This window comes from Pseudomonas sp. KK4, from assembly GCF_001984065.1.
In the GTDB taxonomy this organism is placed as follows: Bacteria; Pseudomonadota; Gammaproteobacteria; order Pseudomonadales; family Pseudomonadaceae; genus Aquipseudomonas.
This window is the reverse complement of the sequence record NZ_LYVP01000034.1, coordinates 1-22,096: the sequence shown is the minus strand read 5'-3', so window position 1 is coordinate 22,096 and position 22,096 is coordinate 1. Positions and strand designations below refer to the sequence as shown.

At 60.5% G+C, this 22,096-nt stretch carries 19 protein-coding genes and 1 tRNA gene; 16 read left to right on the top strand and 4 right to left on the bottom strand.

Annotated elements, in window-relative coordinates:
• The first annotated feature begins 93 nt into the window (after positions 1–93).
• A complete protein-coding gene (locus tag B0W55_RS13830; RefSeq protein ID WP_077046536.1) occupies positions 94–729 on the top strand; it encodes an NADH:ubiquinone oxidoreductase subunit N in 636 nt (211 codons plus the stop codon).
• Positions 730–967: 238 nt separating this feature from the next.
• Entirely contained in the window at positions 968–2,473 is a 1,506-nt protein-coding gene (locus B0W55_RS13825) for a YdgA family protein (RefSeq protein ID WP_077046535.1), read from the top strand.
• Positions 2,474–2,640: 167 nt separating this feature from the next.
• Here B0W55_RS13825 and B0W55_RS13820 read toward each other — a convergent pair whose 3' ends face one another.
• Positions 2,641–4,164: an apoptosis inducing factor family protein gene (locus B0W55_RS13820; protein WP_077046534.1), complete on the bottom strand. Its 1,524-nt coding sequence runs from the start codon at positions 4,162–4,164 to the stop codon at positions 2,641–2,643.
• A gap of 140 nt (positions 4,165–4,304) precedes the next feature.
• On the opposite strand from B0W55_RS13820, the gene B0W55_RS13815 reads away from it, so the two are divergent.
• The 5 genes from B0W55_RS13815 to B0W55_RS13795 all read left to right on the top strand — a co-directional run bounded on the left by B0W55_RS13815 (position 4,305) and on the right by B0W55_RS13795 (position 8,160).
• Positions 4,305–4,868, top strand: coding sequence for a YbhB/YbcL family Raf kinase inhibitor-like protein (locus B0W55_RS13815; RefSeq protein ID WP_077046533.1), 564 nt, complete (start codon positions 4,305–4,307; stop codon positions 4,866–4,868).
• An 87-nt stretch (positions 4,869–4,955) separates the two neighbouring features.
• Positions 4,956–6,665, top strand: a complete 1,710-nt coding sequence (locus tag B0W55_RS13810) for a VWA domain-containing protein (protein ID WP_077046532.1) — start codon at positions 4,956–4,958, stop codon at positions 6,663–6,665.
• A 29-nt stretch (positions 6,666–6,694) separates the two neighbouring features.
• Positions 6,695–7,276, top strand: a complete 582-nt coding sequence (locus B0W55_RS13805) for an RNA polymerase sigma factor (RefSeq protein WP_175645506.1) — start codon at positions 6,695–6,697, stop codon at positions 7,274–7,276.
• The gene (locus tag B0W55_RS13800) at positions 7,273–7,872 is read left to right on the top strand and encodes a hypothetical protein (RefSeq protein WP_077046530.1); all 600 of its coding nucleotides are present in this window, start codon (positions 7,273–7,275) and stop codon (positions 7,870–7,872) included. Before B0W55_RS13805 ends, B0W55_RS13800 begins: the two co-directional genes overlap by 4 nt.
• Positions 7,873–7,953: 81 nt before the next feature.
• Complete coding sequence (locus B0W55_RS13795; protein ID WP_077046562.1) at positions 7,954–8,160, top strand: hypothetical protein; 207 nt, start codon at positions 7,954–7,956, stop codon at positions 8,158–8,160.
• Positions 8,161–8,261: 101 nt separating this feature from the next.
• Here the strand turns inward: B0W55_RS13795 and B0W55_RS13790 are convergent.
• Positions 8,262–8,338 (bottom strand) — tRNA-Arg (locus B0W55_RS13790).
• Between the two features lie 348 nt (positions 8,339–8,686).
• Here B0W55_RS13790 and gabD point away from each other — a divergent pair.
• The 3 genes from gabD (at position 8,687) to B0W55_RS13775 (ending at position 12,947) form a co-directional block, all read left to right on the top strand.
• Entirely contained in the window at positions 8,687–10,129 is a 1,443-nt protein-coding gene (gabD, locus tag B0W55_RS13785; RefSeq protein ID WP_077046529.1) for an NADP-dependent succinate-semialdehyde dehydrogenase, read from the top strand.
• Positions 10,130–10,318: 189 nt separating this feature from the next.
• Positions 10,319–11,596, top strand: coding sequence for a 4-aminobutyrate--2-oxoglutarate transaminase (gene gabT, locus B0W55_RS13780; protein ID WP_077046528.1), 1,278 nt, complete (start codon positions 10,319–10,321; stop codon positions 11,594–11,596).
• A 136-nt stretch (positions 11,597–11,732) separates the two neighbouring features.
• The gene (locus tag B0W55_RS13775) at positions 11,733–12,947 is read left to right on the top strand and encodes a response regulator (RefSeq protein WP_077046527.1); all 1,215 of its coding nucleotides are present in this window, start codon (positions 11,733–11,735) and stop codon (positions 12,945–12,947) included.
• 121 nt (positions 12,948–13,068) lie between these two features.
• Here the strand turns inward: B0W55_RS13775 and B0W55_RS13770 are convergent, their stop codons facing one another.
• Both B0W55_RS13770 and desA read right to left on the bottom strand, forming a co-directional pair.
• Positions 13,069–14,049: a sensor domain-containing diguanylate cyclase gene (locus B0W55_RS13770; RefSeq protein ID WP_077046526.1), complete on the bottom strand. Its 981-nt coding sequence runs from the start codon at positions 14,047–14,049 to the stop codon at positions 13,069–13,071.
• Positions 14,050–14,278: 229 nt separating this feature from the next.
• A complete protein-coding gene (gene desA, locus B0W55_RS13765) occupies positions 14,279–15,460 on the bottom strand; it encodes a delta-9 fatty acid desaturase DesA (RefSeq protein ID WP_077046525.1) in 1,182 nt (393 codons plus the stop codon).
• 147 nt (positions 15,461–15,607) lie between these two features.
• Between desA and dibA the strand changes: the two genes are divergently transcribed.
• The 6 genes from dibA (at position 15,608) to B0W55_RS13735 (ending at position 21,965) form a co-directional block, all read left to right on the top strand.
• On the top strand, positions 15,608–17,527 hold the full coding sequence (gene dibA, locus B0W55_RS13760) for a phosphodiesterase DibA (protein ID WP_077046524.1): 1,920 nt from the start codon (positions 15,608–15,610) through the stop codon (positions 17,525–17,527).
• Positions 17,528–17,808: 281 nt separating this feature from the next.
• Entirely contained in the window at positions 17,809–17,991 is a 183-nt protein-coding gene (oscA, locus tag B0W55_RS13755; protein WP_022643503.1) for a sulfur starvation response protein OscA, read from the top strand.
• Between the two features lie 86 nt (positions 17,992–18,077).
• Positions 18,078–19,091, top strand: coding sequence for a sulfate ABC transporter substrate-binding protein (locus tag B0W55_RS13750; RefSeq protein ID WP_077046523.1), 1,014 nt, complete (start codon positions 18,078–18,080; stop codon positions 19,089–19,091).
• Positions 19,092–19,266: 175 nt separating this feature from the next.
• Complete coding sequence (cysT, locus tag B0W55_RS13745; protein ID WP_030131597.1) at positions 19,267–20,085, top strand: sulfate ABC transporter permease subunit CysT; 819 nt, start codon at positions 19,267–19,269, stop codon at positions 20,083–20,085.
• A 13-nt stretch (positions 20,086–20,098) separates the two neighbouring features.
• Positions 20,099–20,971 (top strand): sulfate ABC transporter permease subunit CysW, encoded by an 873-nt coding sequence (cysW, locus tag B0W55_RS13740; protein WP_077046522.1) that lies wholly within the window; start codon positions 20,099–20,101, stop codon positions 20,969–20,971.
• Between the two features lie 4 nt (positions 20,972–20,975).
• A complete protein-coding gene (locus B0W55_RS13735; protein ID WP_077046521.1) occupies positions 20,976–21,965 on the top strand; it encodes a sulfate/molybdate ABC transporter ATP-binding protein in 990 nt (329 codons plus the stop codon).
• Positions 21,966–22,096 lie beyond the last annotated feature (131 nt).

The following is a 22,096-nucleotide window of genomic DNA, read 5'->3' as shown; positions in this document are numbered from 1 at the left end:
GGCCGTTGCTATGCTTTGAAGTGTTGCAAGGGTGCTGGAGCAACAGCAGCCCTGCAACGCACAAAGCTTGCGCAGGTCATGGGGAAACCAATAATGAAAAACCCTTATGCTCTCGGCTTCTGGTGTGCCGTCGTGGCGCTGGTGCTGCTCACGGCTACCTATTTCTACGGCATCATGCTGGCCCATCAGATCGACAAGGCAATGGTGTTTCTCGACAGCGCCGTCGCACTGATCGCGGTGATGTCCGTCGCGGTAGTGGCCTGGGCGTCCGTCCAGAACCAGCGAATCAAGAAAAGACAACTCGAACAAGGCAAGACCCTGGTGTTGATCTGGGACACCAAGGTGGCGCTGCGCCGTGTCGAAACGGTGTTCGATCGCTATTTCTGGGGCAGCTACTGGCAACCGGGGCGCACGTTCCAGGAAGTCATGGGCGAACTCACCGGCACGCCGCTGGAAAAGAGCCTGGAAACCCTGAAGAAGCAATGCCTGGCGCTGGACCGGCAAGTGGCGGACGACGGTCGACACTGGCTCAACAACGCCCGGGAACTGGCTGACGTCGCCACGGCCATGGCCCGCGAGCGCTATCAGTTGGATTTCTGCGATCCCCGTGGGGAAGTCACGGGCGGGGCGGTGATCAATCGCGATTTCGAAGTGCTGGTGTACACCTGGACTGCACGGCTCAAGACCTTTGATCATCAGCTTGATGAGATCGAAGTACAGTATTCCTGATCGCAAAAAGATCGCAGCTTTCGACCGCTCCTACAGGTCTTGGTGAATAGTCTGTAGGCGCTGTCGGAAGCTGCGATCTTTCATCAACAAACCAACGCCAAAGACACACATCAATTGGGCCACCCCGCGCGCCTGATGCTAATCTGCACCCCACTTAAAGCGCAGTCGTGACCGCAACCCACTTCGGGTTCAAGGAAGACGACCACACCCTCAACAACGGACAATGATCGGGTCATACATGAATAAATCAGCAGGCGTGCTTCTGGGAATTGTTGTGGCCATTGGCGTCGTCAGCGCCGGCGGCGCCTGGTACACCGGGACCAAAATCGAAAGCGTGCTCAATACCTCCCTGGCCGATGCCAACCAGCAATTGCAGGCGGCCATGGTCGGGCACAAAGGCACCGCCAAGGTGGAGTTGGTTTCACTGGAGCGTCACGTATTCAGCAGTACCGCGCACTATCGCCTCAAGGCCGAAGGTGAAATGTTCGGCGAAGCGCCGGTCGAGTTGCTGTTCGTCGATCACATCGAGCATGGCCCACTGCCGTTTTCGCGCCTGATGTCGCTCAAGTGGCTGCCGGTCATGGCCACCAGCAACTATGAACTGGAAAAAACCCCGCTCACGGAAAAATGGTTCGCCGCCACCAAGGACGCCTCGCCACTCAAAGGCGTGGTCAACATCGGCTACGACAACTCCACCAACGGCTCGCTGGAATTGCTGCCGCTGGAGAGCGCCCTGGATGACAAGTCCAGCCTGAAATTCTCCGGTCTGAAGCTCGATGTCGCGGCCAGCGCCCAGGCGCAGAAGGTCAAGGCCGATGGCTACATGGACAGCCTTAAACTCACCACCGTTGCCGAAGATCAGTCGCCGGTGCAGGTCGAGCTCAGTGGCCTGACCCTGGCCAGCAACCTGAGAAAGAGCACCTACGGTTACTACACCGGCGAGAACACCGTCGAGCTGAGCAACAGCAAAACCACCTTCGGCCCGAAACAGTCGGTGCTGGGCTTCAAGAATTTCGAAATGAAGAACCAGACCGAAGAGTCGGGCACCAGCGCTTCGGGGCGTGCCGATTACAAGGTGGGCGAGGTGTCGCTCAATGGCAAAACCATCGGTTCGGCGCAGATGGCCCTGAGCCTGAAAAATCTCGACATCCCGTCGACCCTGGCGTTGATGGAGATTTACCAGACCAAACTGCAGCCCTACGAACAGGCTGCCGCCGAGGCTACGGCCGCCGGTCAACCGGCGCCGGAGCTGAACCTGACCGAAGCCGAAGAAGCGCAACTCAAGACCAATCTGGAGAAGTTACTCGCCGCCGGCCCGCAATTGGCCCTGGAGAACCTGTCGTTCAACACCGCCAATGGTGAAAGCCGCGCGAACCTGGTGCTCGACCTGACCAAGCCGCAGTCGATCGACCTGCCTGCCGACCAACTGGTCCGCCAATTGATCGCGTTGCTGGACGTCAACGTGAAAGTCTCCAAGCCGATGATCGTTGATGTGCTGACCGTGCAATCGCAAATCGATGGCCAGACCGACGCCAAACTGATCGCCGACCAGGCCACCGCCACGGCTGACATGTTCAGCAGCATGGCCGTCGGCACGCAATTGGCGGTGCTGGATGGCAACAACGTCGTCAGCAAACTGCACTACGCCAACAATCAGGTGGATTTCAACGGCCAGAAAATGACCGTCGAACAGTTTGTGGCGTTCCTGATGAGCAAGTTTGGTGGGACTGTCGAAGTCCAGTAACCAAGAAATCCGCTCCGAGATCTCTGTGGCGAGGGAGCTTGCTCCCGCTGGTGGCCGAAGGACACCCGATTCTCACGACGATATTTTTTCTGAACAACCATCGTCATGGATTTTGCGTCTGCTGCGCAGACGGGCGGGAGCAAGCTCCCTCGCCACAGTGTGTGTTTTCAGCCTCGAATCAAGCGCCATCCCTCATCCACCGACAGCGGCTGCTTCATCCGCTCGGCAAGCATCGCCATCGCGCGCTCCTCCTCACAGGCCACCGCCGCCACCACCACGCCGTTTTTACCGAACAGCCCGATAAAGGGCGGATTGAACGGGTCACCCTTGAACTCGACTTCGTCCCACGCCTCGGCATGACCCAGGTAGTCGTAGTTCTTGCCAAAATGCCAGGTCCAGAAAAACGGCACGTCGAGGTAATGCTCATCGCCACCAAGCATGTTCGCCGCGGCGATCCGTGCGTGTTGCTGGGCCAGTCGCCAATGTTCGATGCGCACGGGCTGGCCGTTGAGCGGGAAAGTGGCAATGTCGCCAACCGCCCAGACCCCGTCGCACACGCGCATGCCGCCGTCGACGCGCAGCGATTGATCTTTTTCCTCGGGCAGGTCAGCAAAGACAGCGGTCGCAGGGCTCACGCCAATTCCGACCAGCACCAGATCCGCAGGCAACCGCTCGCCATTGCTCAGGCGCACCGCTTCGACTGTGTCCGTGCCTTCGATCCGTGTGGCTTCACCCTCGGTGCGATAGATCACGCCGTTGGCCTGATGCCGCGCAAGAATCGCCTTGCCGACCGTTTCACCGAACTGTTTGACGAAAGGCACCGGCTGACGGGCCAGCACCGTGACATCGAGCCCGTACTGGCGCAGCGCCGAGGCCGATTCCATGGCAATAAAACTGTCACCGATGATCACCGCCCGCTGACCGGGTTGGGCGCTGTCCAGAATCTGTTGCGCGTGGAACCTGGAGCGCAAGACAAACACATGAGGCAGGTCGGCGCCGGGCAAGTCCAGTGATTTGGGCGTGGCACCGGTTGCCAGCAACGCGGCGTCATAAGCCAGTGATTGGCCGTCGGTCAGTCGCAGGGTTTTGCTGGCGATGTCGAGGCTTGCGACTTCGGCATTCATGCGTTCGATGCGTTGCTCGCGGTAAAAATCTTCCTCACGCAGCGGTGGGATTTCATCCGGCGGCGTTTCTCCGGCAATCACGAATTTGCTCAATACCGTGCGGTCGTAACCAGCCTGGGGCTCCCGATCGATCAACAGCACCCGGCCGCCGAAACCTTTCTCTCGCAACGCCGATGCCGCTGCGGTGCCTGCGGCGCCGGCGCCGACAATCACGAATGTGCGCGGGTCATCGGCGGGTGGGGTGTGTGCATCCGACAGCGGTTGATCATCGACCCAGACTTCCCCGTTACGTACTTCGAGCGGGTAACGCTTGAGGCTGTCGAGGGCCGGTGGCTGGCACAACGCGCCGTCCTCGATACGAAACTGAGCCTTGTGCCATGGGCAGGTGAGGCGGCCATTGCACAGCGCTCCCTCTGCCAAGGGAGCGCCGGCGTGAGGGCATTCACCCTGATAGGCACGCAGTTGATCGCCGACTTTGAGCAAGAGGATTTTGTTGTCGGCGATGCGGACTTCCAGGCCACGGTTTTCGGCGACATCGGTGAAACGGGCGACGCGATGCAAGGTCATGATCGCTCTCCAGACGGGCGTTTCATTTGAGAGTCCGGGGCTAATCGTGAGGTTCATCCAAATCCCACTGCCAAGGCGCGAACGGTCCGGCTATAGTTTGCACGCCGACGACGGCCCCACACGCACAAAGGTGCTCCGGTATGACCCGATTGACCTCTTTGAACCCTTTGCTGGCAGCCATGGCCGTTGTTTTCTGCGTGCAGTTTCCAGCACAGGCCGCCCAGGAGCGCTTCACCCTGAACATCCCGGGCGTTTCGGATGACCGTCTGTTCACGTCGGCCGCCGCCAGTGACGCCCAGGGATGCGGCGGGCACAACGTTTCGCCAGCGCTGAGCTGGAACGCCGGCCCCGCAGGCACCCTCAGCTACGCCATTGTCATGCACGACCCGGACGGCCAGAAAGGGCAGGGCGTCGATCATTGGCTGCATTACGGCATCAAGGCCAGCACCCGTCAGATCCCGGCCGGCGTGGGCGCCAAATCCGCGTTCGAAGGCATGGGCGGCACCAACAGCAAAGGCACCACGGGCTATATCGGCCCATGCCCGCCGGTGGGCGATAGCGCGCACCACTACATCATCCAGATCTACGCCCTGGACCTGGCCCCGGACGCCTTGCCCGCCGGCCTGACCCGCGCGCAGTTCCTTGAAAAAATCAAAGGCCACGTGCTGCGAAACAGCAGCGTGGTGCGGCGTTATCACCGCTGAAGATTTTTTCACGCGGGGTTAACCCGAATCCAAAGGGCTGCCCGTCTCACCGGATGAACAGGTCAATTTCATCCTGAGGTCAGCCCCATGTTTGTTCCGCTGAGTTTTTATCGTCCGGCCGCCCAGGGTTTCGCTGCCGGGTTGTTGCTGGCCGTTTCCGGCTGCGGCGTTTCGTCGAAACCTGAGTCGGCAGCGGTACCGCCACCGGCTCAATCGGAGTTGAAAACCGAAGCGTTGGTACAGCACGAAAGCGTCATGGCCGATACGGCGATGGCCAAGCCAAGCGTGCGCGCAGCACCCTTGGCCCGTTTCGCGCCGATGCCGGCCGCTGAAATTTATCCACAGGGTTATCGTGACGAGGGGCGTGAGCAATATCAGGGCCTGGCGGACAGCCCGATCCACAGCGTCGCCGAAACGCCGGTCTCGACCTTCAGCGCCGATGTCGATACGGGGGCCTACGCCAACGTCCGCCGTTTGCTCAACCAAGGCCGCCTGCCGCCAGAAGGTGCGGTGCGCCTGGAGGAAATGGTCAATTACTTTCCTTATGACTACGCCTTGCCCACCGATGGCTCGCCCTTCGGCGTAACCACCGAACTGGCCGCGACGCCCTGGAACCCGCATACCCGCCTGCTGCGCATCGGCATCAAGGCCTCGGACCGCGCCGTGGCGGAACTGGCGCCGGCGAACCTGGTGTTTCTGGTGGACGTGTCCGGTTCGATGGACCGTCGCGAGGGCTTACCCCTGGTCAAAAGCACGCTGAAATTGTTGGTCGATCAACTGCGCGAGCAAGACCGGGTGTCCCTGGTGGTCTACGCCGGCGAATCCAGAGTGGTGCTGGAGCCCACTTCCGGACGGGAAAAAACGAAGATTCGTACAGCCATCGACCAATTGACCGCTGGCGGCTCCACCGCCGGTGCTTCGGGCATCGAACTGGCTTATCAACAGGCGCAGCAGGCGTTCATCCCCAAGGGCATCAACCGCGTACTACTGGCCACCGACGGTGATTTCAACGTCGGCATCAGCGACTTCGACAGCCTCAAGCAATTGGCTGTGGATAAACGCAAGACCGGCGTTTCCCTGACGACGTTGGGCTTTGGTGTGGATAACTACAATGAACACCTGATGGAGCAACTGGCCGATGCCGGCGATGGCAACTATGCCTACATCGACAACCTGCGCGAGGCGCGCAAGGTGCTGGTGGATCAGCTTGGCTCGACCCTGGCGGTGGTCGCCAAGAACGTGAAGCTGCAGGTGGAGTTCAACCCGGCGCAGGTCAGTGAATATCGGCTGTTGGGTTATGAGAACCGTGCGTTGAAACGTGAGGATTTCAGCAATGACAAGGTCGATGCCGGTGAGATTGGTGCAGGGCATACGGTGACGGCGTTGTATGAAATTGTCCCCACGGGCGAGAAGGGTTGGCTCGAGCAGCTGCGCTATCGCCGGTCCGATACTGTCGATGCCGGGAATAACGGGGAATTGGCAATGCTGCGTGTGCGATATCAGCTGCCGGAAGGTGGGAACAGTCGTCTGATCGAGCGGCCGATCACTGACGCCGTGACTGTTGCCAGTAACGACCTGCGCTTCGCAGCAGCCGTGGCAGCGTTTTCCCAGCAGCTCAAGGACGGTCGTTACACCGGTGAATTCAGCCTCAAAGACACCGAAGCCCTGGCCCGTGGCGCACGGGGCGATGACCGCTTCGGCTTGCGCAGCGAGTTCGTGCAGTTGGTGGAACTGGCGCAAAGCCTGCGCACCACCACCGCGTCGAACCCAACTGGCACTGAGCGACGGATCGAATAGTGAGCGGACTGAAGGGGTTCATCAGCCAGCTGTTTACTGGCGCCAACAGCCTTGAGACCAACAGCGACGAGTCGCTGTTGGCCCGTTATCGCGAGGGTGACGGCGCGGCGTTCGAGATTTTGTACGCCCGCCATCGCCAAGGGTTGTACCGGTTTCTGCTGGGGCTGAGCGGCAGCACCGAACTCGCCGAAGAGGTCTATCAGGAGACCTGGTTGAGCCTGATCCGCAGCGGCAGCCAGCCACAAGGCCGGGCGACTTTTCGTACCTGGTTGTTCCAGATTGCCCGCAATCGCCTCATCGATCACTGGCGCAAGCACGGTATTCATCAACCAATGCACGACAGCTACGACGAACAAACACATGCGCTGACCGACGAACAGAATGACCCCGAACAATTGCTGAGCTTGAGCCGCGACAGCCAACGCCTCGAAGCCGCCCTGCAAGCCTTGCCCGCCGACCAGCGCGAAGTGTTCCTGCTGCGGGCCTACAGCGATCTCGACCTGGCGCAGATCGCCACCCTTACCGAAACACCGCTGGAAACGGTCAAGAGCCGCCTGCGTTACGCCCAGCAAAAACTGCGTCGGCTGCTGGCCGAGGAGGTACTGACATGACTGACGCCCGTCCTACACCGCAAGACCCACTGGTTAAACACTTCCGTGAGCAATCGCAAAGCGAGCCGTCGGCCCATCTAGACGCCCTGATCCTGTCTGCCGCCCATCGCGAAGCCCCGAAGCCCAAGCCAAACCTGTGGCAACGCTGGCTGCGCGCCTGCCAACAACCGCGCTGGCAAGTCGCATTCGCCAGCCTCGTCGGTGTCGCGCTGATGCTGACACTGGTGCAGCGCACGCCCGAGCAATTGCCGAGCTACGACTTTGCGCCTGCGCCAAAAGCCGCGGCACCGCTCGCCAAGAAAGAAGCCGAACCCTCGACGGCCCGTTCACTGGCAGCCCCGGCACCCGCAGCGCCCATGGCGGAATCGGCAGCGCCGATGCAAAGCGAATCCTTCAGCGCCGACATGGCCGATGAGGCCAAAGTCAGCAAGCGGGCAGCGGTCCCGGTTAAAGCCTTGGATGAACAACTGCGCGAGGTCATTCATCTGCAGAAATCGGGACAGGCCCACGCGGCCGACAAACTGCTGGCCGATCTGCACAAGCGCTATCCAGACCAAAACCTCAGCGCCCGACTCAAAGCTCTGCAAAAAAACTGACCCCACCCACCCCGGCGATTTGGCATCCACGCCCGAAAACGCGCACTATCAAGCCATTCGCCGATGGGGTTGGAGAAAACCGTGGCAAAAAAAATCGACCGCATCGCCCAAATGCTCAACTGCCCGGAAAAGGGCGAAGAACTGCGGCGCGCGATTACCGAGAGTCGTAAGGATTTTCTGCTGAATCAGCCGGAAGAGGCGATTGCTGAAGACGACGACCTTGAAGAGGCTTTTTTTGAGGACGACGAGGAGGATGGGTACGACGAGTTTGATTGGACGACAGAATGAAAAATCTCGTTTGCGTTTTTTACCAGCCATCGTTCGGATAAACCAAGCATCCACAAAAAAGCCCCAGACCTTTCGATCCGGGGCTTTCTCGTTTCTGTCTATGGTGCACCAGGCGGGATTCGAACCCACGACCCCTGCCTTCGGAGGGCAGTACTCTATCCAGCTGAGCTACTGGTGCAGCGGGCGCCATGATACGCATATGCGTCGCGGGCGTCCATGCTGCTGAATCGCTTGCGTTTTTTTTAAACGGTAACGGGCATTGGCTACGTTGATCAGAAATCCGTAGCAAAAAAGCGCTTTTCGTTCTTTTTTTCGAACGCCCTATTGTCCTTTACCCCCTTTGATCCTAGGATTCGTTTGAGATTTCAAACGCTCTTGTCTGGGTGCTGAACCGCACGAATTCAATCCGTGCGCTATTTATGTGCTTCAGCCCGGTGAATGATTTCCCTGACGGCAGCCTACCGAGGCGCCTTTCTACAATCATAATTTGCTCCGCGCGTGCGCGGTGCTGTTAAGGAAAGCCGACATGCAGCTTAAAGACACCCAGTTGTTCCGCCAGCAAGCCTTCATCGATGGCGCTTGGGTCGATGCGGACAATGGTCAGACGATCAAGGTCAACAACCCGGCAACGGGCGAAATTCTGGGCACTGTGCCGAAGATGGGCGCTGCTGAAACCCGCCGTGCGATCGAAGCCGCTGACAAGGCGCTGCCGGCCTGGCGTGCACTGACCGCCAAAGAACGTGCGGGCAAACTGCGTCGCTGGTTCGAGTTGATGATCGAGAACCAGGACGACCTGGCTCGCCTGATGACCCTGGAGCAGGGCAAGCCATTGGCCGAAGCCAAGGGCGAAATCGTCTACGCCGCTTCCTTTATCGAGTGGTTCGCCGAAGAAGCCAAGCGTGTCTACGGTGACGTGATTCCCGGCCACCAGCCAGACAAGCGCCTGATCGTGATCAAGCAGCCGATCGGCGTGACCGCGGCCATTACCCCGTGGAACTTCCCGGCCGCGATGATCACCCGTAAAGCAGGCCCGGCCCTGGCCGCTGGTTGCACCATGGTGCTCAAGCCTGCCTCGCAAACGCCGTTCTCCGCCTTCGCCCTGGCCGAACTGGCCCAGCGTGCCGGCATCCCTGCGGGCGTGTTCAGCGTCGTGTCCGGCAGCGCCGGTGACATCGGCAGCGAGCTGACCAGCAACCCGATCGTGCGCAAGCTGTCCTTCACCGGTTCGACCGAAATCGGTCGTCAGCTGATGGCCGAATGCGCCAAGGACATCAAGAAGGTCTCCCTGGAACTGGGCGGCAACGCGCCGTTCATCGTGTTCGACGACGCGGACCTGGATAAGGCCGTCGAAGGCGCGATCATCTCCAAGTACCGCAACAACGGCCAGACCTGCGTCTGCGCCAACCGCCTGTACATTCAGGATTCGGTCTACGACGCATTCGCCGAGAAGCTGAAAGTGGCCGTGGCCAAGCTCAAGATCGGTAACGGTCTGGAAGAGGGCACCACCACTGGCCCGCTGATCGACGAAAAAGCCGTGGCCAAGGTGCAAGAGCACATTGCTGACGCCGTTGCCAAAGGCGCCACCGTGCTGTCCGGCGGCAAGTCGATGGAAGGCAACTTCTTCGAACCGACCATCCTGACCAACGTGCCGAAGAACGCTGCTGTGGCCAAGGAAGAGACCTTCGGTCCTCTGGCGCCGCTGTTCCGCTTCAAAGACGAAGCCGAAGTGATCGCGATGTCCAACGACACCGAGTTCGGTCTGGCCTCGTACTTCTACGCTCGCGACCTGGGCCGTGTGTTCCGCGTGGCCGAAGCCCTGGAATACGGCATGGTCGGCGTCAACACCGGGCTGATCTCCAACGAAGTCGCGCCGTTCGGCGGCATCAAGGCTTCGGGCCTGGGCCGTGAAGGCTCCAAGTACGGCATCGAAGATTACCTGGAAATCAAATACCTCTGCCTGGGCATCTAAGCCGCCCGGCAAGGCATTGCTTCAAGCGCAAAGGGCACGAGAGCGCTGTCCCTTTGCGCCGCTTCAAACGGGAATTTTCTTTGCGGCCGGGAACGCCGTGGCAGTCGATCATCGCATGCTGCCACCGTTGACTCCCCGCCGCTTAATCCTTGAACCACGCCGCCCGATGAGCGGCGAATGAGGAATGTAATGAGCAAGACTAACGCTTCTTTGATGGCCCGCCGTACCGCTGCTGTTCCACGTGGTGTTGGCCAGATTCACCCGATCTTCGCCGAGTCGGCCAAGAACGCGACCGTGACCGACGTTGAAGGTCGCGAGTTCATCGACTTCGCCGGCGGTATCGCCGTACTGAACACCGGCCACGTGCACCCGAAAATCATCGCCGCCGTGACCGAGCAGTTGAACAAGCTGACCCACACCTGCTTCCAGGTACTGGCCTACGAGCCGTACGTAGAGCTGTGCGAAAAAATCAACGCCAAGGTGCCAGGTGATTTCGCCAAGAAAACCCTGTTGGTCACCACCGGTTCCGAAGCCGTTGAAAACGCCGTGAAAATCGCCCGGGCCGCCACTGGCCGTGCCGGCGTGATCGCTTTCACTGGCGCTTACCACGGCCGCACCATGATGACCCTGGGCCTGACCGGTAAGGTCGTGCCTTACTCGGCCGGCATGGGCCTGATGCCAGGCGGCATCTTCCGCGCGCTGTACCCGAACGAACTGCATGGCGTGAGCATCGACGATTCGATCGCCAGCATCGAACGCATCTTCAAGAACGACGCCGAGCCGAAAGACATCGCCGCGATCATCATCGAGCCGGTTCAGGGCGAAGGTGGTTTCTACGTCGCGCCTCAAGCATTCATGAAGCGCCTGCGTGCCCTGTGCGACCAGCACGGCATCCTGCTGATCGCTGACGAAGTGCAGACTGGCGCTGGCCGTACCGGTACTTTCTTCGCCATGGAACAGATGGGCGTGTCCGCCGACCTGACCACCTTTGCCAAATCCATCGCTGGCGGCTTCCCCCTGGCCGGTGTGTGCGGCAAGGCCGAGTACATGGACGCCATCGCTCCAGGCGGCCTGGGCGGCACCTACGCCGGTAGCCCGATCGCTTGCGCCGCGGCCCTGGCCGTGATGGAAGTGTTCGAAGAAGAGCACCTGCTGGACCGCTGCAAGGCTGTCGGCGAGCGTCTGGTCACCGGCCTGAAGGCCATCCAGGCCAAGTACCCGGTGATCGGCGAAGTCCGTGCCCTGGGCGCGATGATTGCGGTCGAGCTGTTCGAAAACGGCGACAGCCACAAGCCGAACGCTGCAGCCGTGGCGTCCGTTGTGGCCAAGGCTCGCGACAAGGGTCTGATCCTGCTGTCCTGTGGCACCTACGGCAACGTTCTGCGCGTCCTGGTACCGCTGACCTCGCCGGACGAGCAACTGGACAAAGGCCTGGCGATCATCGAAGAGTGCTTCGCTGAACTCTGATTGCCAAGTGTGACCTGATCGACAAAAAACCCGCTTCGGCGGGTTTTTTCATGCCTGCCAAAACACATACGACGTATTGGTACTGTATCGAATGGCCAGCATTCGCTAAGGTTCAGGCATTGCCAGGGAGAGCCGTATGACGACTGTCATTTTACCCGCCGTTCCAAGAGTGTTGATTGCTGAAGCAGACCCATGGTCCCGTGATCTGCTCAAGGAAGTGCTGTTGAACGTGCGCTGCGATGCGCGACTGGATCTGTGCGCCGACGGCCAACACGCATTGGAGCTGCTGGCGGCCAATCCTTACGATCTGGTGATCGTCGACTGGGAGTTGCCCGGGATCGATGGCCTGAATGTGTTGCGCAACGTGCGTCTGCGTAAACGCAATCCACCGCTGCCTTTCATTCTGATGAGCAGCCGCAACGACAGTGCCAGCGTGCGTGAAGCGCTGCCGCTGGCCCCTGCCGCGTACCTGACCAAGCCCCTGAACATGGAAGGCCTGACCCACCGTTTGCAGGATTTGCTGCTCAATGCCGGTGAGGAGGTCCTGTGTGACGTGCCGTCGCTGGCGCCGGGCATGACGTTGTCGGTGTACCTGGAGCGGCGCCGTGAGCTGGCCGAAGGTGCGCCGTTGATGACCGACGTGCAACTGGCGGTCAAGCGCAGCCTCAATCCCAACGGTCTGGATCTGACCAAGCTGGAAGACGAGATCCGCACCGATCCTCAAATTACCGCCGTGCTGATCGCCGCCGCCAACAGCGCAGCCCAACACCACGGGGCCGCCGTGCAAACCCTGTCCCAGGCATTGCATCGGCTGGGCACCGGGCAAAGCATGAACCTGATTCTGGGGCTGGCCCTCAAGCGCAGCGCGCGGCTCAGCGACCCGTATCTGGCGGACTATGCCGAACGTTACTGGGACCTGTCGCTGCACACCGCTGAATACGCGCGAACCCTGGCGCGCTTGCTCGACCTGGATCAGGCGCGCTGCTATTGCGCCGGCATGCTGCATCGTCTTGGGGATCTGGCGTTGTTGCGGTGCCTGCAGGAATGGAAACAGGCCGGTGGCGAGTTGGACGAACAGGAAGAAGTGGGCGAAGCGCTCGCCGAATTCAGCGCCGCCTACGGTTCGGCGTTGCGCACCCGCTGGCGGTTGCCGCTGGAACTGCGAGAGCTGATTGCGGCGGCCTATCAGCTCGGTGGCGGTGTTTATTCCCGCGAAGCGCTGGTGATGAACATGGCGGCGCAACTGGCGCGCCTGACCGAGCATGAAGGGGTTGAGGAGCTGGCCCGGAGCCGGACCGCGCGGCTGCTCAAGATCGGGCTGCCGGAGCTGATGCGGATGCGCAAACAGTAGGGTCGTGCACAAAAAACTGTGGGAGCGGGCTTGCTCGCGAATGCATTCGTTCATTCAACATCAATGTCGACTGACACGACGCTTTCGCGAGCAAGCCCGCTCCCACAGGGTTTGTGTTCTGTCAGCCCGTGACTATCCGGTTCTTGCCGGCGCGTTTGGCCTCATACATTGCCGCGTCCGCGCGAGCGAACAGGCTTTCCACGTTTTCGTCCTCGTCCGTCAGGCTGGTCAGGCCTTGGCTGACGGTGATGGCGAATACCTGGCCGCCGTGATTGAAGCTCAGGCGCTGGATCTCCCGTTGCAGGCGCTCAGCCACTTGCAGGGCCATGTCTGGCGCGCAGCCCGGGAACACCGCGGCGAATTCCTCCCCGCCGATGCGCCCGAACAGATCACCGCGACGCAACGCTGCACGACCACTGTCGGCGATGCGTTGCAGCACGTTGTCGCCTTCCTGATGGCCATAGGTGTCGTTGATCACCTTGAAATCATCGATGTCCAGCATCAGAAACGACAGCGGCGTGCCGTGTTGCCGAGCCAGTTCGAATTCTTCGTGGGCGCCTTCGAAGAAGTGCCGACGGTTGCTGCTCTGGGTCAGGGCATCGGTGGTGGCCAGTCGCTGCAGTTGGGCTTCCATGCTTTTCTTTTCCGTGATGTCTTCGGCGATGCCGACAATGATGACCGGTTGACCCGGTTCGGCCTGGCGGTTGATGAAGCATTTGTCACTGAGCCAGCGCAACTGGCCGGCGCCATCGATGATTCGGTATTCGCGGTCTTCCACCGCGCCGTCGACCAGCACCTGCGCCAGGCTGCGCTCGGCATATTCCATGTCTTCGGGGTAGATGCTGTCTCGCCACTGGTTGTAGTCGGCCAGCAACAGGTCAGCCGAACGACCGAAAATCCGTTCATAGGCCGGGCTGACATACAGCACTTGCCGGGTTTCCCAATTGAAGGCCCAGAGCACGGCGTTGACGCTGACCAGCAGGGTGCTCAACAACTGCTCGCGCTCGCTCAGGCGTGCTACCTCGCCTTGGGCATGCATCAATGCCAGCAAGGTTTGTGCAGCTTCTGGAGGGTTAGGGTCGTTCGGATGTTTATTGACCATCGGCACAGATCTCAAAGGGCATAAGCCCGCCGTGATGGCGAAGTGTCTTTGAGAGGGGGGATTTGCAGCGAAGTTCCCGCTATCTGCGGTGTTGAAGCTTGCTCCCGCCGGGCGGCGGTCACAAGCAACTGTGGGAGTGGGCTCGCTCGCGAAAGCGGTTGGTCAGTCGGCACATTAGGTGACTGACGCACCGCTTTCGCGAGCAAGCCCGCTCCCACAGGTTTACGGTTTACGCGGTTGGACGCAGCGAGTAGGTCTTCAACTGATCGGCGAAATCACGCAGGGATTGAATCCCGCTGGCTTCAGCTTCATGGACCCAGTCCTTGATGGCAGCCAGCATGTCGTGACCATTGGAACTGGTCTTGACCCAAATCTGCTGCAACGCCAGACGTTTTTCGTAGATGACCTTCAGCGCCTGACTGTGCTCAAGCATGCTCTGGATGCGCAGGTGGTGTTTGTCATCCAGCAGGCTGGTTTCCCTCGACAGCAGGCGCTTGGCGCGGCGGAACTGGTGGCGGACCGAGTGATCGACCTTGTCCAGCTCCTGCTTGACCAGCGGCCCGATCACCAACTTGCGGTACTGGGCCATGATCTGGAAGCGGTTGTTGAGGATGGCCATGGCGGTGTCCATGTCCAGGCTGCCCTTGCCCTCGACGCGGTGGGCAATCGGGGCGACGCGCTGAACCTTGGCCAGGCGCAGGAAGCTGAACACTTGAATCCAGGCCCAGCCCAGGTCGAACTCCCACTTCTTCACCGACAGTTTTGCCGAGTTGGGGTAGGTGTGATGGTTGTTATGCAGTTCTTCACCGCCGATCAGGATGCCCCAGGGCACCAGATTGGTCGCCGCATCGCGGCACTCGAAGTTGCGGTAGCCGACGGCATGGCCCAGGCCATTGACCACGCCGGCGGCCCAGACCGGAATCCACATCATCTGGATGGCCCAGATGGTGATGCCGATGGTGCCGAACAGCAGCAGGTCGATGACGGCCATGATCGCCACGCCCAGCAGCGGGAAGCGGCTGTAGAGGTTGCGCTCGATCCAGTCTTCGGGGCAGTTCTTGCCATAGATGCGCAGCGTCTCGGCGTTCTCCGCTTCGGCGCGGTACAGCTCGGCGCCTTTGCGCAGGACGGTGGACAAGCCCTTGATGACCGGGCTGTGCGGGTCATCGACGGTCTCGCATTTGGCGTGATGCTTGCGGTGGATGGCCGTCCACTCGCGGGTGTTCTGCGCCGTGGTCAGCCACAGCCAGAAGCGGAAGAAATGTTTCAGGCCGGCATTGAGCTCAAGCGAGCGATGGGCTGAATAACGGTGCAGATAGACCGTGACACCGACAATCGTCACGTGAGTCATCAGCAGGGTGACCGCCACCAGAGACCAGGGCGACAAGCCGAGAAAACCTTCGTACCACATAGGCTATAGGGCCCTCGATAAAGAAAAAAACAGCCGTTGCATTATCACCAAGCCCACACAGAAAACCAGTCGCCCTTTCAGATAAGAGTGGCTGGATGGGTCTTTACTCTATAATCCCGGCACTTTCGTAGGGACATGGACAGTCTTATGCCTGCCAGCTATCGCGATGCCGTGCGTGCAGCACTGCTTTACCTGTTGCTGTCGCTTGTCTGGTTGCAGCTCAGTGATCATTTATTGAACAGTTTCTTCGATGGCTCCGTCGAGCGATCGCGGTGGCAACTGATCAACGGTTATGTCTGGGTGCTGTTCAGTGCCGGGTATGTCTTCATCTTTCGTGCACGATTGCTGCGTTGCCTGGGAATCGGCGCCCAGTTACGGGAACGCAGCGACGATCGTGAGCGATTGCGCCAGGCCGCTGCCGTTTTCGATTGCACGAGCGAAGGGGTGTTGGTGACCGACCGCGCCGGCCTGATCGTACACGTCAACCCGGCTTTCATGCGCATCACCGGTTACCAGCGCGAAGAAGTGCTGGGCAAACGGCCCAATCTGTTCAAATCCGGGCGCCACTCGACGGACTTCTACCAAGCGATGTTCGCGACCCTCGACCACGAAGGCCAGTGGAGCGGGGAAATCTGGAACCGTCGCAAAAGCGGCGAGATCTTCCCGCAGTGGCAGACCATCCGCGTCATTGAGGACGATGCAGGGCAGCGCAGCCATTACGTTGCCGTGTTTTCCGATATCAGCGCCATCAAGAACTCCGAAGAGGAGCTCAAGCACTTGGCGCACCACGATCCATTGACCGATCTGCCCAACCGGCTGTTGTTCACCGATCGCGCCGAACAGGCCCTGGCATTGGCGCAGGTTCACAAGCGTGGTTGCGCGCTGCTGCTGGTCGACCTGGATCATTTCAAGATGATCAACGACAGCCTCGGCCACACCATCGGCGATCAACTGCTCAAGGCAGTCGCCGAGCGCCTGAAAGCCATGTTCGGGCCGGGCATCACCCTGGCCCGGCTGGGGGGCGATGAGTTCGCCGTGCTGGCCGAAAGTTGCCCGCAATCGGTGGAGGCCGCAGCGCTGGCCCAGCGCATCCTTGATGGGCTCAAGGAGGCGTTCCCGATCGAGGGGCATTCGCTGTACATCAATACCAGCATTGGCATCAGCCTGTTCCCCAGCGATGCCCTGAGCGCCGAGCAATGGCTGCGCAATGCCGATTCGGCGCTGTTCAAGGCCAAGAGTGTCGGTCGCAATGGCTACGCCTTCTATACCGAAGAATTGACCGCCCACGCTCAGCAGCGGGTCGAGACCGCGTTCCAATTGCGCCATGCACTGGCGCGCCAGCAACTGCGGGTCTACTACCAGCCGGTGCATGAGCTCAAGACCAGCCGCTTGATCGGCGTCGAGGCTCTGGTGCGCTGGGAGCATCCGCAGCGGGGCCTGGTGTCGCCGGCCGAATTCATTCCGATTGCGGAGCGGACCGGGTTGATCGCCGACATCGATGCCTGGGTGATGCGCCAGGCCTGCCAGCAAATGTGCCAGTGGCAACAATCCGGTGTGGTGCTGGAGTTTGTCGCGGTCAACATCTCGTCGCGTTTGTTCGCCCGCCGCGAGCTGTACCGGCAGGTGGCGCAGGTGCTGTACGACACCGGGTTGAATCCGGCCTTGCTCGAGCTGGAGGTCACCGAAAGCGCAGTCATGGAAGACCCGGAAGTGGCACTGGAGCAGATGCATCGCCTGCGTGAGCTGGGTGTGCAGTTGGCTATCGATGACTTCGGCACAGGGTATTCTTCCCTGCTGCGGCTCAAGCGCCTGCCGGTGCAGAAGCTCAAGATCGATCAGGGTTTCGTCGCCGGGTTGCCGTGGGACGAGGACGATGCGGCGATCGTTCAGGTGATCATCGCTCTGGCGCACACCATGGGGATGCAGGTGCAGGCCGAAGGGATCGAGCAGGTCGAGCAGGCGGCGTTCCTGCTTGAACACGGCAGCCAGTTGGGCCAGGGCTACTGGTTCGGTCGACCGGTGCCGGCGCAGCAGCTGGATTTGTTACATGCCCCAAAAATCCTGTAGGAGCGAGCTCGCTCGCGATGGACGCTAACGGATAAGAGGGCTGCCTGAAGCAACGCGGGGCACCTTCGACCCTCGCGAGCGAGCTCGCTCCTACAGGAGTTTCGTGTGTTTCTCGGGCAGACAACTCCTCGCAAACCCTTGTCCTGCCAAATAATCTCTTCTGGTTATATAAACATTCTTAAATAGTCTTTTTAAGAATATCCGCGCCTCTCTACTATTGGTTTCACGCCGCAAGCAGTGCCGCCACTGCCAGGCAACCACACAGTCGAAGGAGCAGCACCATGAGCGCATCCCTACGTAGCGTTGACGGCCAGGACGAAGCAACCATCCTGCGTGAAATCCAGAGCGCCCTGCGCGATCTGCGGTTTGGCGCCGTGGAAATCACTGTGCACAACGCCCAGGTGGTCCAGATCGAACGCAAGGAAAAATTCCGCCTGCAGCAGCCGGGAAACAAGCCGAGCTGATGCCGTAGAGCGTTGAACCGACACCGCGATTGCAGAAATCCATAAGAACCCGCCAACACAAAAATAGAATTCCAGGAGCTTTCACCATGTCGTCGATTCGCCATTTCGCTTTGGCCGCTCTGGCCAGCGCCCTTTTTGCGGGTTCCGCGGTTGCCAAGGACTACGAACTGCTCAACGTGTCGTACGACCCGACCCGTGAGCTGTATCAGGACTACAACGCCGAATTCGTGAAGTTCTGGCAGAAGGACCATGCCGGCGACACGGTGAAGATCCAGCAGTCCCATGGTGGTTCGGGCAAACAGGGCCGTGCGGTGATCGACGGCCTGCGCGCCGACGTAGTGACCCTGGCCCTGGCCGGTGACATCGACGAAATCGCCAAGCTGGGCAAGACCCTGCCCGCCGACTGGCAGAAGCGTCTGCCGGAAGCGAGCACGCCGTACACCTCGACCATCGTGTTCCTGGTGCGCAAGGGCAACCCTAAGGGCATCAAGGACTGGGGTGATCTGGTCAAGAATGACGTTTCGGTGATCACCCCGAACCCGAAAACCTCCGGCGGCGCGCGCTGGAACTTCCTCGCGGCCTGGGCCTATGGCCTCAAAGCCAACGGCGGTGACGAAGCCAAGGCCAAGGAATACGTACAAACCCTGTTCAAGCACGTGCCTGTGCTGGACACCGGTGCTCGCGGTTCGACCATCACCTTCGTCAACAACGGTCAGGGTGACGTGTTGCTGGCCTGGGAAAACGAAGCGTTCCTGGCCCTGAAAGAAGATGGCGGCGCTGACAAGTTCGACATCGTCGTGCCTTCGCTGTCGATCCTCGCCGAGCCGCCAGTGGCCGTGGTCGACAAGAACGCCGAGAAAAAAGGCAACGAGCAGATCGCCGAAGCCTACCTCAAGCACCTGTACAGCCCGGCCGGCCAGGAAATCGCGGCGAAGAACTTCTATCGTCCACGTGACAAGGACGTCGCTGCCAAGTACGCCAATCAGTTCCCGAAACTGGAGCTGGTGACCATCGACAAAGACTTCGGCGGCTGGAAAACCGCGCAGCCGAAATTCTTCAACGATGGCGGCGTATTCGACCAAATCTACCAGGCACAGTAATCTGACTCAAGCCATACCACGGGCCTAATGCCGGGCGCGTACTGTGTGGGGGCGGGCTTGCTCGCGAAAGCGGTGTATCAGACAACGTCAATGTCGCCTGATAGAGCGTCTTCGCGAGCAAGCCCGCTCCCACATTGATGCGTTCAGCGGATCGCTTTTTTAACCAAGGACTTTTATGTCGCGTCGTATCTCCCCCGTCATACCCGGCTTCGGGCTGACGCTGGGCTACACCTTGGTGTACCTCAGCCTGATTGTGCTCATACCACTGGCGGCGATGTTCGTGCATGCCGCTCAACTCACCTGGGATCAGTTCTGGGCCATCATCTCGGCGCCACGGGTGCTGGCGGCGTTGAAGCTCAGCTTCGGCACCGCGCTGTATGCCGCGATCATCAACGGCATCATCGGCACGCTGCTGGCCTGGGTGCTGGTGCGCTACACCTTCCCGGGACGCAAAATCATCGACGCGATGATCGACTTGCCCTTCGCACTCCCCACCGCAGTGGCCGGTATCGCGCTGACTGCGCTGTACACCCCCACCGGATTGGTTGGCCAGTTCGCAGCGGACCTGGGGTTCAAAATCGCCTACACCCCCCTGGGTATCACCCTGGCCCTGACGTTTGTGACCCTTCCATTCGTGGTACGTACCGTACAGCCAGTATTGGCCGACATCCCTCGTGAAGTGGAAGAAGCGGCCGCGTGCCTGGGGGCCAAACCCCTGCAGGTGTTCCGCCATATCCTGGTGCCGGCCCTGTTGCCCGCCTGGCTGACCGGCTTCGCACTGGCCTTTGCCCGCGGCGTCGGCGAGTACGGCTCGGTGATTTTCATCGCCGGCAACATGCCGATGAAAACCGAGATTCTGCCGTTGCTGATCATGGTCAAGCTCGACCAGTACGATTACACCGGCGCAACGTCCATCGGCGTACTGATGCTGGTGGTTTCCTTCGTCCTGTTGCTGCTGATCAACCTGCTGCAACGCCGCATCGAAACCCCATAAGGAGGCGCCCGTCATGTCCCAATCGTCTATTGCGGCCGCCTCTTCGGCCAACGCTGCCCGCCGTGGCAGCGCCACTTCGCGACGCATCCTGATCGGCCTGTGCTGGCTGGTGTTCACGCTGTTTCTGGTATTGCCGCTGTTCATCGTGGTGTCCCAGGGCCTGAAAAACGGCCTGGGCGCGTTCTTCACGGCGATCTTCGAGCCGGACGCCTTGTCCGCGTTGAAGCTCACGCTGATCGCCGTGCTGATTTCGGTGCCGCTGAACCTGGTGTTCGGTGTCAGTGCCGCCTGGTGCGTGAGCAAGTACTCGTTCCGCGGCAAGAGCATGCTGGTGACCCTGATCGACCTGCCGTTCTCGGTCTCGCCGGTGATCGCCGGTCTGGTCTACGTGCTGATGTTCGGCGCCCAGGGGCTGTTCGGCCCGTGGCTGCAGGATCACGACATTCAGATCGTCTTCGCCTTGCCGGGCATCGTGCTGGCGACGATCTTCGTTACCGTGCCATTCGTGGCGCGGGAACTGATCCCGTTGATGCAGGAGCAGGGCACTCAGGAAGAAGAGGCCGCGCGCCTGCTGGGGGCCAATGGCTGGCAGATGTTCTGGCACGTCACCGTACCCAACATCAAATGGGGTCTGATCTACGGCGTGGTGCTCTGTACTGCGCGGGCCATGGGTGAGTTCGGTGCGGTGTCGGTGGTGTCCGGGCACATTCGCGGGGTGACCAACACCTTGCCGCTGCACGTCGAGATCCTCTACAACGAATACAACCACGTGGCCGCGTTCGCCGTGGCGAGCCTGTTGCTGATCCTGGCGCTCTTCATCCTGCTGCTCAAGCAGTGGAGCGAAAACCGTATTAACCGCCTGCGCGCCAGCGCCGCGGAGGAATGATTTCATGTCGATCGAAGTGCGTAACGTCAGCAAGAATTTCAATGCGTTCAAGGCCCTCAATGACATCAGCCTGGACATCCAGAGCGGGGAACTGGTGGCTTTGCTCGGCCCGTCCGGCTGCGGCAAGACCACCTTGCTGCGCATCATTGCCGGCCTGGAAACCCCGGATCAGGGCAACATCGTGTTCCACGGCGAAGACGTGTCCGGCCACGATGTGCGTGATCGCAACGTCGGTTTCGTGTTCCAGCACTACGCCCTGTTCCGCCACATGACGGTGTTCGACAACGTCGCGTTCGGCCTGCGCATGAAGCCGAAAAACCAGCGCCCGAGCGAAAGCCAGATCGCGACCAAGGTCCACGAACTGTTGAACATGGTGCAGCTCGACTGGCTGTCCGATCGCTACCCGGAGCAACTGTCCGGTGGCCAGCGCCAGCGTATCGCCCTGGCCCGCGCCCTGGCGGTGGAGCCGAAAGTGCTGCTGCTGGACGAACCCTTCGGCGCCCTCGACGCCAAGGTCCGCAAAGAGCTGCGTCGCTGGCTGGCGCGCCTGCACGAAGACATCAACCTGACGTCGGTGTTCGTGACCCACGACCAGGAAGAAGCCATGGAAGTCGCCGACCGCATCGTGGTGATGAACAAGGGCGTGATCGAACAGATCGGCTCACCGGGCGACGTCTACGAAAACCCGGCCAGCGATTTCGTTTATCACTTCCTGGGTGATTCGAACCGATTGCACCTGGGCGAAGACAATCATGTGCTGTTCCGTCCGCACGAAGTCTCGCTGTCCAAGCATGAGCTGGAAGACCACCACGCGGCCGAAGTGCGGGACATCCGTCCGTTGGGTGCGACCACCCGGGTGACGCTGAAGGTAGAAGGCCAGACCGACCTGATCGAGGCCGAAGTGGTCAAGGATCACGACAGCCTGATCGGCCTGGCCAAGGGCGAGACGCTGTTCTTCAAGCCCAAGGTCTGGCAGAAACTCGCCAACCTCTGAATCAAACGCTTCACGAGCAAGCCCGCTCCCACATTGGATCTGTGATCGACACAAATCCCCTGTGGGAGCGGGCTTGCTCGCGAATGCGTTTTACGCAGTCGCACGCTTCGGATTGACCCGCACCCCACCCA

What these genes read in the sequence shown, in the direction of transcription:
- B0W55_RS13820 (WP_077046534.1), bottom strand. Translation starts at nt 4,164, where the DNA reads ATGACCTTGCATCGCGTCGCCCGTTTCACCGATGTCGCCGAAAACCGT.
- B0W55_RS13830 (WP_077046536.1), top strand. Translation starts at nt 94, where the DNA reads ATGAAAAACCCTTATGCTCTCGGCTTCTGGTGTGCCGTCGTGGCGCTG.
- gabD (WP_077046529.1), top strand. Translation starts at nt 8,687, where the DNA reads ATGCAGCTTAAAGACACCCAGTTGTTCCGCCAGCAAGCCTTCATCGAT.
- B0W55_RS13825 (WP_077046535.1), top strand. Translation starts at nt 968, where the DNA reads ATGAATAAATCAGCAGGCGTGCTTCTGGGAATTGTTGTGGCCATTGGC.
- dibA (WP_077046524.1), top strand. Translation starts at nt 15,608, where the DNA reads ATGCCTGCCAGCTATCGCGATGCCGTGCGTGCAGCACTGCTTTACCTG.
- B0W55_RS13750 (WP_077046523.1), top strand. Translation starts at nt 18,078, where the DNA reads ATGTCGTCGATTCGCCATTTCGCTTTGGCCGCTCTGGCCAGCGCCCTT.
- B0W55_RS13815 (WP_077046533.1), top strand. Translation starts at nt 4,305, where the DNA reads ATGACCCGATTGACCTCTTTGAACCCTTTGCTGGCAGCCATGGCCGTT.
- cysT (WP_030131597.1), top strand. Translation starts at nt 19,267, where the DNA reads ATGTCGCGTCGTATCTCCCCCGTCATACCCGGCTTCGGGCTGACGCTG.
- oscA (WP_022643503.1), top strand. Translation starts at nt 17,809, where the DNA reads ATGAGCGCATCCCTACGTAGCGTTGACGGCCAGGACGAAGCAACCATC.
- B0W55_RS13770 (WP_077046526.1), bottom strand. Translation starts at nt 14,049, where the DNA reads ATGGTCAATAAACATCCGAACGACCCTAACCCTCCAGAAGCTGCACAA.
- B0W55_RS13735 (WP_077046521.1), top strand. Translation starts at nt 20,976, where the DNA reads ATGTCGATCGAAGTGCGTAACGTCAGCAAGAATTTCAATGCGTTCAAG.
- cysW (WP_077046522.1), top strand. Translation starts at nt 20,099, where the DNA reads ATGTCCCAATCGTCTATTGCGGCCGCCTCTTCGGCCAACGCTGCCCGC.
- B0W55_RS13800 (WP_077046530.1), top strand. Translation starts at nt 7,273, where the DNA reads ATGACTGACGCCCGTCCTACACCGCAAGACCCACTGGTTAAACACTTC.
- gabT (WP_077046528.1), top strand. Translation starts at nt 10,319, where the DNA reads ATGAGCAAGACTAACGCTTCTTTGATGGCCCGCCGTACCGCTGCTGTT.
- B0W55_RS13810 (WP_077046532.1), top strand. Translation starts at nt 4,956, where the DNA reads ATGTTTGTTCCGCTGAGTTTTTATCGTCCGGCCGCCCAGGGTTTCGCT.
- B0W55_RS13775 (WP_077046527.1), top strand. Translation starts at nt 11,733, where the DNA reads ATGACGACTGTCATTTTACCCGCCGTTCCAAGAGTGTTGATTGCTGAA.
- desA (WP_077046525.1), bottom strand. Translation starts at nt 15,460, where the DNA reads ATGTGGTACGAAGGTTTTCTCGGCTTGTCGCCCTGGTCTCTGGTGGCG.